Raw genomic sequence first — 11,583 nt, 5'->3', positions numbered from 1 at the left:
TTTTTTATTTTTTAGTATATTCCTAAAATTCCTCTAAAATATCATTTGTACATGTTATTAATTTCGCTCCATCCTGAATTAATCGATGATTTCCTTTATATTCTTCCATTATAATCGGACCTGGCACTGCAAATACCTCTCTATTATATTGAATTGCAAAATTTGCAGTAATCATCGTCCCGCTCTTCTCTTTAGCCTCTAAAACGATTAATCCTTTTGATAACCCAGCTATAATTCTATTTCTTCTAGGAAAATATCTTTTTTCTGGTCTAATATAATATGGATATTCGCTTATAACTAAATGATTTAAAGATATTTCATTAAATAAGTTACGGTTTTCTTTCGGATAAATATAGTCTAACCCACATCCGACAATTGCAATCGTTGTTCCGTTGTGGAAAATAGCTGAATTATGTGCAATTGAATCGCATCCTGATGCCATTCCACTTACAATAACACAATTTTCTCTTATCAGTCCTAATATTAATGAATCACAAATAATTTTCGCAAATGAAGTTGGTTTTCTTGCTCCAATTATACTCAACATAAATTGTTTATTAAGGATATTTTGATTACCTTTTAAATACAAAACAAAAGGTGGGTCACATATTTCCCTTAACAAATCCGGATATACATCATCATAAATTGTGATAATATTAATATTTTTTTTATAGCTTTCTTTTAAAATATCAAAAATGGAAGTTGAATGAAGTTGATCATATAATTTTTCAGCGGCTTTCGAAGTCATTTGAAATGTAGTTTTAAATGTAGAAGGTGAATATTGATAGAGGTTTTCTAAATGTGGATCATAGAGTAGAATCTTCTTGATTGCTTGATAATTTTCAAATAAAAAATGATGCAAATGAATAAGTCTAATTTTCTTTTTCATACATTCTCCTTTCTTATAAGAAAGTAGCCTCCTAGCGGAGGCTACTTATTTTCATTCTTATACTAAAGCTTCATGTGTCTTACATTGTTCATATAAGCCACGCTCTTTTAATACACCAATTAAAGTTTCGCCCATTACTGCTGGAGTAAGTGCAACTTTAATGCCACAGCTTTCCATTGTAGCCATTTTCTCTTTAGCAGTACCTTTACCGCCTGCGATGATTGCACCAGCATGTCCCATACGTTTACCTTCTGGAGCTGTTTGACCGCCAATGAATCCTACTACTGGTTTCGCCATATTAGCTTGTACCCACTCAGCAGCTTCTTCTTCTGCAGTTCCACCGATTTCACCAATCATAATAACTGCATAAGTTTCTGGATCTTCATTGAATGCTTTTAATACATCGATGAAGTTTGTTCCATTTACAGGGTCTCCACCAATACCTACAGCTGTAGATTGACCAATACCAGCTTGAGTTAATTGATGTACAGCCTCATAAGTTAATGTACCAGAACGTGATACGATACCTACATGACCTTTTTTATGAATGTAACCAGGCATGATACCAATTTTACACTCATCTGGAGTGATTACACCAGGGCAGTTAGGACCAACTAATCTAGTCTTTTTACCTTCCATGTACTTTTTAACGTTTACCATATCAAGTACTGGAATACCTTCTGTAATACAAATCGCGATATCTAATTCTGCATCAACTGCTTCCATGATTGCATCAGCAGCAAATGCTGGTGGTACGTAAATTACAGATGCATTAGCACCAGTAGCTTCAACTGCATCTTTAACTGTATTGAATACAGGTACGCCAGCAATGTCAGTTCCACCTTTACCAGGAGTTACACCACCAACGATTTTAGTACCATACTCTAACATTTGAGTTGTATGGAATAAGCCTTGTGAACCAGTAATACCTTGTACAATGACTTTTGTATCTTTATTAATGAATACGCTCATTTTTATCCTCCCTTTCTTAGCCTACAAGTGCAACGATTTTTTCAGCGCCATCAGCCATTGAATCTGCTGCAACAATGTTTAAGCCTGACTCATTAAGAATCTTCTTACCTAATTCAACATTCGTTCCTTCTAAACGAACTACTAATGGTAAGTGTAAACCAACTTGTTTAGTTGCTTCGATTACACCTTCAGCAATAACATCACACTTCATGATGCCACCGAAGATATTAACGAAAATCCCTTTAACATTTTGGTCAGAAAGGATGATTTTAAACGCTTCTGTAACTTTCTCAGCTGTAGCACCGCCCCCTACATCTAGGAAGTTAGCCGGGTCTCCACCGTAGTGTTTAATGATATCCATTGTAGCCATTGCTAGACCAGCACCATTAACCATACATCCGATATTTCCGTATAAAGAAATATAGTTTAAGTCATACTTAGAAGCTTCGATTTCTTTTGGATCTTCTTCTTCTAAATCACGGTAAGCTAAAATGTCTGCATGACGATATAAAGCATTTGAGTCAAAGTTTAACTTTGCATCTAATGCCATTACTTCTCCATCACCTGTAACTACTAATGGGTTAATTTCAGCGATAGAGCAATCTTTTTCGATAAACGCAGTATATAAGCCCATCATGAACTTAACAGCTTTGTTTACTAAGTTGCTTGGAATGTTGATATTGAACGCAATACGACGAGCTTGGAAGCCTTGTAGACCTACTGCTGGATCAATATACTCTTTAAAGATTTTTTCAGGTGTTTTTTCAGCTACTTCTTCAATTTCAGTTCCACCTTCTTCAGAAGCCATTAATACAACTTGTGAAGTAGCGCGGTCTAAAACTAAACCAACATAATATTCTTTTTTAATATCGCAGCCTTCTTCGATAAGTAAGCGCTTTACTTCCTTACCTTCTGGTCCAGTTTGATGAGTAACTAATACTTTACCTAGAATTTCACTAGCATATGTATTTACTTCATCTAAATTTTTCGCTACTTTTACGCCACCCGCTTTACCGCGGCCACCAGCGTGAATTTGAGCTTTTACTACGCATACAGCTGTACCTAATTCTTTAGCTGCTTCTACTGCTTCTTCAACTGTGAATGCAACTTTACCATTTGGTACTTTTACGCCATAGCTTCGTAGGATTTCTTTCCCTTGATACTCATGGATATTCATGATCCATCCTCCCCTTTTAGAACAAGACAAATTAAAACACATCCCTATTGTATCTCTTACAGAATATACTGTAAATACTTTAGTAGAAAAGAATTAAATATTCTATGTTTTTATATAGAAAACCCTTTCATAATACAATAGTTAATGTAGTTTATCATATTACAATATTATTTTTCCAATAATTTATCCTAATCCTTTAAAAAATAGATTAACGACAGTTAGTATTATTTTTGATTTTAGGTTTACATCATTTCGAATCATTTATCTACTTTATACAAACTTAAAATGTTTTGTACTTTTAAACGTCGTTAATCTTTTATATTTTAGACCACTTCAGTAAATTGATGTAGTCTAACTACCAATTATTTTTACAATCAAACTTTTTCTTTGATTGGTGCAAAGGATCTTCTATGTTCATTAATAATTCCATGCTCATCAATCGCTTTTAAATGTTCCTTAGTTCCATATCCCATATGCTTTTCAAATCCATAGTTTGGATGCTTTAAACTAAGTTCGCACATTAAAGAATCTCTTGTTTCTTTTGCAAGTACAGATGCAGCTGCTATACTGATGCACGTTGCATCGCCCTTAATGATTGAGGTTTGAGAAATATCCAGCGGAAGTTTCATTGCATCAATTAATAAATGTTCAGGCGAATGAGTAAGTTGTTCGATCGCACGTCTCATCGCTAATTTAGTCGCTTCATAAATATTGATTTCATCTATTTCAGTGGAACTGGCCATACCAACCCCATAAGAAATTGCTTCTTCCTTAATCCGCTTTACGAAATACTGTCGTTTTTCTTTAGATAATTTTTTGGAATCATCTAATCCAATTAGCTCAGTATTTTCCGCTAAAATTACTGCCGCTGCTACAACAGGACCAGCTAATGGACCTCTACCAACTTCATCTACTCCTGCAATTAACTTTATATTTTGGCTATAAAGATTCTGTTCATATTCCATCATTTTAAGGAATTTCTCCCTAGCTAAATTTCTTTTTTCTTGTTCTTTATACCATTTAGCTACTAGCTTTTGCACACCAATTCGTTGATCACTTTCAAATTCTTTTAAGAGTTCATTCGTTGGGTCAGTTAATTCACTTAGTATATTTTTTATTTCATCTATTTTCAGAGACATAATTTAGAACTCCTTTTAACCATAAAATTTCATTAAAAAAGAAGAAAGTACGCTTATTCTTGCGCACTTTCTTCTAATATTTCATCAGTTACTTCAAGCATTGATGGATTTTCGAAGGTTAATCTTCCTAATTTTCCAGCTCTTAGCTCACGTAAAAATAAATCAGATGTTTTATCATAATCTATAATTCCGCCTGACATAAGTAATCCACGTTTCTTTCCAATATGATCAAAAATATCAACGACTTCTTCAGAAAATAAAACTTCTTCATTCATGTCATATCTTTCTTTTAATACATTTGGATAAAACTCTCTTAAATATTTAATCGCATAAATCATTACTTCTTGTAGGTTAATGATACTATCTTTTATTGCTCCTGTAGTTGCTAAACGAAGTCCTACAAGTTGATCTTCAAATTTAGGCCACAATATACCCGGTGTATCAAGCAGTTCAATTTCTTTCCCTACTTTTATCCACTGCTGTGCTTGAGTTACGCCTGGACGGTCACCAGTTTTAGCAATATTTTTTCGTGCGAGCTTATTGATTAAAGTCGATTTTCCAACATTCGGGATTCCTACAATTAACGCTCGAATTGCGCGAGGTTTAATCCCTTTTGATCTCATTTTATCAAATTTCTCTTTTACAAGTATTTCACAGGAAGAAATAATCGCTTTTAACCCTTGTCCAGATGCTGCATCAATAGCAATTGCCATTACGCCTTGTTTTTCATAATGCGCTAACCATTGCTGAGTAATTCTTGGATCTGCTAAATCTGCTTTATTTAATAAAAGCAATCTTGGTTTATTTGAAATTATTTCATCGATCATTGGATTTCTAGAAGCAGCAGGTACCCTTGCATCCGCTAATTCAATTACAACATCAATTAATGATAGTTTTTCAGTAACTTGTCTTCTAGCTTTTGCCATATGGCCAGGAAACCATTGAATCGTCATGTTGCCACCTTCTTATACATTGAATAATCAAGATTAATTTGGCTTTTATTTCGCCATTTCAACCTCAGATAACGGCCAAAAAACAAAACTTGCTCGGCCTAAAATTTCTTTTTGACTAACTGTTCCGATAATACGACTATCTTTACTTAATCGACGATTATCACCTAAAACAAATACTTGTCCTTTAGGTACAGTTTTTCTACCAGTAATCTCTTCTAACTTAAAGTCTTCAGTTAGAGGACCATCTGTCGTTTCTTTTTTATATTCGTTCAAATATGGTTCTTTATACGGTTTACCGTTAACATATAGTACATCATTTTTATATTCTACTGTGTCACCAGGTAAGCCAATAACTCGTTTAATATAATCTTTTTCCTTTGTAGCATGGAAGACTACAATATCAAAACGTCTAGGTTCATGTAGTTTGTATACGATTTTATTTACAATCATTCTACTTTGATCCTGTAGTGTTGGCATCATCGAGATACCGTCAACTAAAACCGGTGTAAAAAGGAATGTTCGAATACCAAGTGCAAGTACAAGCGCAATAAAAATTGTTTTAACTAATTCCCAAATTCCACCACTATTGCTTTCTTTCAACCTAATCCCTCCATTTTATAACCATACGTTTTGCAGTTTTAACCAGTTAAGTTAATAACTTAATTTATGTATTCTATTTTACTTTTTATTATATCCATAATCTACAAATATTGGAAAAAAAGGAGCTTGTTTAATACAAGCTCCTTTCAAAAGACTATCGAAGTTCTTTAATTCTTGCTTTTTTACCAGTAAGTGCACGTAAGTAGTAAAGTTTAGCACGACGTACTTTACCGCGACGAACAACGTCTAATTTAGCAATTTTTGGAGTGTGAATTGGGAACGTACGTTCAACACCAACTCCGTAAGAAATTTTACGAACTGTGAAAGTTTCGCTAATTCCGCCACCACGACGTTTAATAACTACACCTTCGAATAATTGGATACGCTCACGAGTACCCTCAACAACTTTAACGTGAACTCGTACAGTATCACCAGGACGGAATGCTGGTAAGTCAGTTCTTAGTTGTTCTTTTGTAATTTCGTTGATTAAATTTTGCATAATTTATGCTCTCCTTTTCCAACCGATGCTCTTACAAGATTTTAGTGACTCGCAGCGGAACACCGAGAATAAAGGCTTAAGTATTTACTCAAGCCACAAGTTATATTAACATATTCTATTAGCACACGCAACTAGTTTTCTTGTTTTAATTCTTCTTTTACTTGATCCATCCACATAGCTTCTTTTTTAGATAGAGAGTAGTTTTCGAGTAAATCTGGACGGCGCGTTATCGTACGTTTAAAAGATTGTTTTGTTCGCCATTCTTCAATTTTCGCATGATTTCCTGATAATAAAACATCTGGTACTTTATGGCCTCTAAATTCGGCAGGTCTCGTGTAATGAGGATGCTCTAATAATCCTGTACTAAATGAATCTTCAATTTTTGAAGTAGTATTACCAAGTACCCCAGGTAATAAACGAACAACGCTATCAGCAATGACCATAGCACCAAGTTCTCCACCTGTTAATACATAATCTCCAATTGAGATTTCATCCGTCACTACATGTTCACGAATTCGTTCATCATAGCCTTCATAATGTCCACAAATAAAGATTAAGTGTTCCTCTTTTGCAAGCTCTTCAGCTTTTCGTTGATTAAATCGCTCTCCTTGAGGGCATAGAAGGACTACTCTCGGCTTATTTTCACTTTTTGATACTAATTCATCAACAGCATCAAAAATCGGCTGTGGAGCTAGTACCATACCAGCGCCACCACCATATGGATAGTCATCAACATTTGAATGTTTATTCGTAGAGTAATCTCTAAAATTTACACAGCGAAACTTAACAGCCTCTTTTTCTTGTGCTTTTTTTAAAATAGATGAATTTAAAACTCCTTCAAACATTTCTGGGAAAAGGGTTAAAAAGTCTAATTTCATCATAATAGGCCTTCCATTAATTCGATTTTAACTAGTTTATTCACTACATCTATTTCTTTCACAATTTGCTCGATATAAGGAATAAGCGCATCTTTTTGACCTTTTCTTTGAATAACCCAAACATCGTTTGCACCTGGAGATAATATTTCTTTTATTTTTCCGATTTCTTCTCCATCAATTGTCTCAACAACACAGCCAATAATTTCATGGTAATAATACTCATCTTTATCTAGCTCGTGTAATTGATCTTCAGTAATCTTTAAAATCCCATTTTTAAGTGGTTCTACAGAGTTTAAAGACTCATACCCTTCAAAAGTAAGTAAATCAAAATTTTTATGTACACGGTGACTTGTTACGATTAATTCAGTTGGTGTCGATTCGTTTTCTTTAAAGAAATATAATGTATTACCTTTTACGTAACGTTTTTCTGGAAAATCAGTTCTTGAAATAACACGAACCTCTCCTCGAACTCCATGTGTATTTACAACTTTTCCGACATTTAAATATTTTTTCATTCTTTTACCTCTATATTAAAATTTCTATGTTCATTATTAGTTTGACCATTTAGATTGTATATATGTCTACCTAAGACCTTAGTCGGTTAAAACAGCTTACCTAAATACCAAGTATAGCATATCTTAAAGTCATTAAGGCATCAAAAGCTATCTCTTGCCCAAACGACTTACATCTATTCATAAATAGGTAATACCTCACCACATTATATCGGGCTTTCCCGTAAATCTCTGTAATGTTGAAAACGGTCCTTAGCTATAGCCAAGGACCGTTTTACATTACTGAATATCTAAGTGAATACGTTTTGCGTGTTCATTACTTGCTGCATATACAACCGTACGAATCGCTTTAGCAATTTTACCATGTTTGCCAATCACTCTACCAGCATCTTCAGGGTTTACCTGTAAATGAAAGAATAGATTGTTCTCATCTTCTTTAACTTGAAGTGAAATATCCTCTGGATGATCTACAAGACTTGAAACAATTGCATTTATGAGTGTATTCATCTTTTTTTCCATAATTACTTGCCGTTGCGAGCGTTGTGGAATTTCTCTAAGATACCAGCTTTAGAGAATAAGTTACGAACTGTATCAGATGGTTTAGCACCTGTTCCTAACCATTTTAATGCTGCTTCTTCGTTAATTTTGATTTCAGCTGGTTGAGCAACTGGATTGTAAGTTCCAATTTCCTCGATGAAACGTCCATCACGAGGAGAACGAGCGTCTGCTACTACTACACGGTAAAAAGGAGATTTTTTAGCTCCCATACGTTTTAAACGAATTTTAACTGCCATTTTTAAAGCACCTCCGAAAATATTTACAACGATTTATATATTATCAAAAACCAATACTGTTTGTAAAGTAAAATTTCTTAACAGCATAATTTTTTATTAAATGATGTTTAAATGCTGGAAAATTATACAAATAGGTTAGAATAAGCCCGGAAATTTAAAACCTTTCTTCTTCCCTTTTTGCATACCGCCCATCATTTTCATCATTTTTTTCATTTCTTCAAACTGTTTTAATAAACGGTTTATTTCTTGTACAGGGCGACCAGAACCTCTAGCTATTCGCTTTCTGCGACTTGAGTTAATAATATCTGGTGTAAGCTTCTCCTGCTTTGTCATCGATTGAATAATTGCCTCTACATGAGCGATTTGTTTATCGTCAATTTGCAGATCATTCAATCCTTTAATTTTGTTTGCACCTGGCATCATTTTTAAAATATCACCAAGTGGTCCCATTTTTTTAACTTGAGAAAGTTGGTCTAAGAAATCATCTAAAGTAAAAGATGCATTTCTTAATTTTTGTTCCATTTCTTTTGCTTTTTCTTGGTCTACGTTTTCTTGTGCTTTTTCAATTAAAGTAAGCACATCACCCATACCTAGAATACGTGATGCCATTCGTTCTGGATGGAACGGCTCAATTGCATCTAGTTTTTCACCAAGTCCAACAAATTTAATTGGAGTATTTGTAACTGCACGAATTGATAATGCTGCACCACCACGAGTATCGCCATCAAGCTTCGTCAAAACAACTCCAGTTAAACCTAATTGATCATTAAAGCTTTGTGCCACATTGACTGCATCTTGTCCTGTCATTGCATCAACAACTAGGAAGATTTCTTCAGGTTTTGAAAGTTCTTTAATTTGTGCAAGTTCTTCCATTAAACCTTCGTCAATATGTAAACGACCTGCAGTATCAATTAGAACATAGTCATGATGTTCATCCTTAGCATGTTGAATCGCTTGTTTCGCGATTTCAACCGGACTTACTTGATCTCCTAATGCAAATACTGGCAAATCTAATTGTTTACCTAATGTTTGAAGCTGTTTAATCGCGGCAGGACGGTATATATCTGCTGCAACTAAAAGCGGCTTACGATTGTACTTTTTTCGAAGTAAATTCGCTAATTTACCTGTCGTTGTCGTTTTACCAGCACCTTGTAAACCAACCATCATAATAACAGTCGGTGGGCGATTAGAAACAGCAATTTTACTTTGTTCTCCACCCATTAATGCCGTTAGTTCTTCTTGAACTACCTTTACAACATGTTGACCAGGCGTTAAGCTTTGCAATACTTCTTGTCCTACAGCTCGTTCAGAAACACGTTTCACAAAATCTTTAACAACTTTAAAGTTAACATCCGCCTCTAGTAAAGCAAGACGAACTTCTCTCATCATTTCCTTGACATCAGATTCAGATACTTTACCTTTGCCTCGAACCTTTTGTAATGTCTTTTGAAGTCGGTCGGCTAATCCTTCAAATGCCATAAAACCGTCCTCCTTATTATTCTAATTTCTCTAACGCATCGATCACTCGAAGAAACTCGTCATCTACAACTTTACCTTTTTTAGCATAAGTTTTCAAATGATTTAAAAGTTCATTTCGTTGTTGAAATTTTTTTAGAAGTAATAATTTCTCTTCATATTCTTCTAACATCGCTTCAGTACGTTTTATATTATCATAAACCGCCTGTCTACTAATGTTAAACTCTTCCGCAATCTCACCTAAAGAATAGTCATCCAAGTAATATAATGACATATAGCTTTGTTGTTTAGGAGTTAAAAGAGAATGATAAAAATCATATAGATAATTGATTCTCATCGTCTTATCTAACATTGTATGATCTGCCAAAACTATCACTCCTTTGTTAAGTGAATTGCCTTTACATATGCTAGTTTACCTAATACACAAATATCTGTCAAGTTTTTTACTTGACGATTAACAAAAATCAAAACAACAAAATTAAATTGAACTTTTATCCTATTTGTCTTAACTTTAGCAAAGTTGAAACTCACGTAATTTGTTAGTTAATTTCCACAGTGGAGTGCTTGATTTTTATGGGCCCTCCCTGCGTTCATTCCTTCATAGTCTTACTAGTCTCGCTATTGGACACAATTAAAAAAAGTGGATATGTCTTTCAATTTAAAACATATCCACGTCATTTCTTAATTTTTAAATTTATGCTTCTTTATTCATTAAATCTCCAAATAGGCCATATACAAATTGTTCTGCTTGGAATGGTTGCAGGTCGTCCATTTGTTCTCCTAGGCCGACGAATTTAACTGGTACTTTTAGTTCGTTTCGGATTGCTAAAACAATACCACCTTTAGCCGTTCCATCTAGTTTCGTTAAGACGATGCCAGAGACATTTGTTGCTTCGGAGAATGTTTTCGCTTGAACAAGACCATTTTGGCCAGTTGTTGCATCAATTACTAGTAATACTTCGTGTGGTGCACCAGGTACTTCTCTAGCAATGACATTACGTACTTTTTCAAGTTCTTTCATTAAGTTTACTTTATTTTGTAGACGGCCTGCTGTGTCACAAAGTAAAACATCGACTTTACGAGCTTTTGCAGCTTGAACCGCATCATACATTACTGCAGCTGGGTCTGATCCTTCACCTTGTTTAATTGTTTCAACACCGACACGATCTCCCCAAACTTCTAATTGTTCAATAGCTCCGGCTCTAAATGTATCACCAGCAGCAAGTAGTACTTTTTTGCCTTCAGTTTTTAGTTTATGAGCTATTTTACCAATTGAAGTTGTTTTTCCTACTCCGTTAACTCCAACGAATAAAACAACTGTTAAACCATCAGGATTTAAATTTAACTCAAATGAATCATCAGTTAAATCATCACCTTTATACAAATCAACTAATTTTTCAGAAATAACTTCTTGTACACCTTTTGGATCTTGAATATTTTTTCGTTTAACTTCAAATTTCAAGTCCTCTACTAGTTCCATTACTGTATTTACACCAACATCAGCCATAATTAGAATTTCTTCAAGTTCTTCAAAAAAATCTTCATCTACTTTACGGTATCTAGCAAATAAGTCGTTTAACCCTTCCGTCAGGTTATTTCTAGATTTCTCTAATCCAGATTTAAATTTTTGAGTCACTGACTCCGTTTGCTTCGAGATTGTTTCTTTTAATTTCTTAAAAAAGCTCATAATTTCA

General features: G+C 34.3%; 14 protein-coding genes. All 14 read right to left on the bottom strand.

Features of this window, described 5'->3' with window-relative positions:
* Positions 1 to 22 precede the first annotated feature (22 nt).
* Positions 23 to 889 carry a DNA-processing protein DprA gene (gene dprA / locus ABEY15_RS00245; protein ID WP_429887683.1) on the bottom strand — a complete coding sequence of 289 codons (867 nt, stop codon included), beginning with the start codon at positions 887 to 889 and terminating at the stop codon, positions 23 to 25.
* 57 nt (positions 890 to 946) lie between these two features.
* Positions 947 to 1,861, bottom strand: coding sequence for a succinate--CoA ligase subunit alpha (sucD, locus tag ABEY15_RS00240; RefSeq protein WP_429887682.1), 915 nt, complete (start codon positions 1,859 to 1,861; stop codon positions 947 to 949).
* A gap of 16 nt (positions 1,862 to 1,877) precedes the next feature.
* Entirely contained in the window at positions 1,878 to 3,038 is a 1,161-nt protein-coding gene (sucC, locus tag ABEY15_RS00235) for an ADP-forming succinate--CoA ligase subunit beta (RefSeq protein ID WP_098848364.1), read from the bottom strand.
* 374 nt (positions 3,039 to 3,412) lie between these two features.
* Entirely contained in the window at positions 3,413 to 4,180 is a 768-nt protein-coding gene (locus ABEY15_RS00230; protein ID WP_429888213.1) for a ribonuclease HII, read from the bottom strand.
* A 50-nt stretch (positions 4,181 to 4,230) separates the two neighbouring features.
* Complete coding sequence (gene ylqF, locus ABEY15_RS00225) at positions 4,231 to 5,130, bottom strand: ribosome biogenesis GTPase YlqF (RefSeq protein WP_097975497.1); 900 nt, start codon at positions 5,128 to 5,130, stop codon at positions 4,231 to 4,233.
* Positions 5,131 to 5,175: 45 nt separating this feature from the next.
* Entirely contained in the window at positions 5,176 to 5,730 is a 555-nt protein-coding gene (gene lepB, locus ABEY15_RS00220; protein WP_025569027.1) for a signal peptidase I, read from the bottom strand.
* A gap of 154 nt (positions 5,731 to 5,884) precedes the next feature.
* Complete coding sequence (gene rplS / locus ABEY15_RS00215) at positions 5,885 to 6,229, bottom strand: 50S ribosomal protein L19 (RefSeq protein ID WP_025569026.1); 345 nt, start codon at positions 6,227 to 6,229, stop codon at positions 5,885 to 5,887.
* A gap of 131 nt (positions 6,230 to 6,360) precedes the next feature.
* Entirely contained in the window at positions 6,361 to 7,107 is a 747-nt protein-coding gene (trmD, locus tag ABEY15_RS00210) for a tRNA (guanosine(37)-N1)-methyltransferase TrmD (protein WP_429888211.1), read from the bottom strand.
* Positions 7,107 to 7,622: a ribosome maturation factor RimM gene (gene rimM, locus ABEY15_RS00205; protein ID WP_429887681.1), complete on the bottom strand. Its 516-nt coding sequence runs from the start codon at positions 7,620 to 7,622 to the stop codon at positions 7,107 to 7,109. The genes trmD and rimM overlap by 1 nt, the downstream gene beginning before the upstream one ends.
* Before the next feature lie 276 nt (positions 7,623 to 7,898).
* On the bottom strand, positions 7,899 to 8,126 hold the full coding sequence (locus tag ABEY15_RS00200; RefSeq protein WP_025569023.1) for a KH domain-containing protein: 228 nt from the start codon (positions 8,124 to 8,126) through the stop codon (positions 7,899 to 7,901).
* A 14-nt stretch (positions 8,127 to 8,140) separates the two neighbouring features.
* A complete protein-coding gene (gene rpsP, locus ABEY15_RS00195; protein WP_025569022.1) occupies positions 8,141 to 8,413 on the bottom strand; it encodes a 30S ribosomal protein S16 in 273 nt (90 codons plus the stop codon).
* A 135-nt stretch (positions 8,414 to 8,548) separates the two neighbouring features.
* Positions 8,549 to 9,892, bottom strand: coding sequence for a signal recognition particle protein (gene ffh, locus ABEY15_RS00190; RefSeq protein ID WP_387324484.1), 1,344 nt, complete (start codon positions 9,890 to 9,892; stop codon positions 8,549 to 8,551).
* 16 nt (positions 9,893 to 9,908) lie between these two features.
* Positions 9,909 to 10,241: a putative DNA-binding protein gene (locus ABEY15_RS00185; RefSeq protein WP_025569019.1), complete on the bottom strand. Its 333-nt coding sequence runs from the start codon at positions 10,239 to 10,241 to the stop codon at positions 9,909 to 9,911.
* Positions 10,242 to 10,583: 342 nt separating this feature from the next.
* The gene (gene ftsY, locus ABEY15_RS00180) at positions 10,584 to 11,576 is read right to left on the bottom strand and encodes a signal recognition particle-docking protein FtsY (RefSeq protein WP_429887680.1); all 993 of its coding nucleotides are present in this window, start codon (positions 11,574 to 11,576) and stop codon (positions 10,584 to 10,586) included.
* Positions 11,577 to 11,583 lie beyond the last annotated feature (7 nt).

It is taken from the genome of Gottfriedia acidiceleris (assembly GCF_050457485.1).
In the GTDB taxonomy this organism is placed as follows: Bacteria; Bacillota; Bacilli; order Bacillales; family Bacillaceae_G; genus Gottfriedia; species Gottfriedia acidiceleris_D.
Note: the sequence above shows the minus strand (reverse complement) of the source record. Positions and strands in the feature narration are given on the sequence as shown.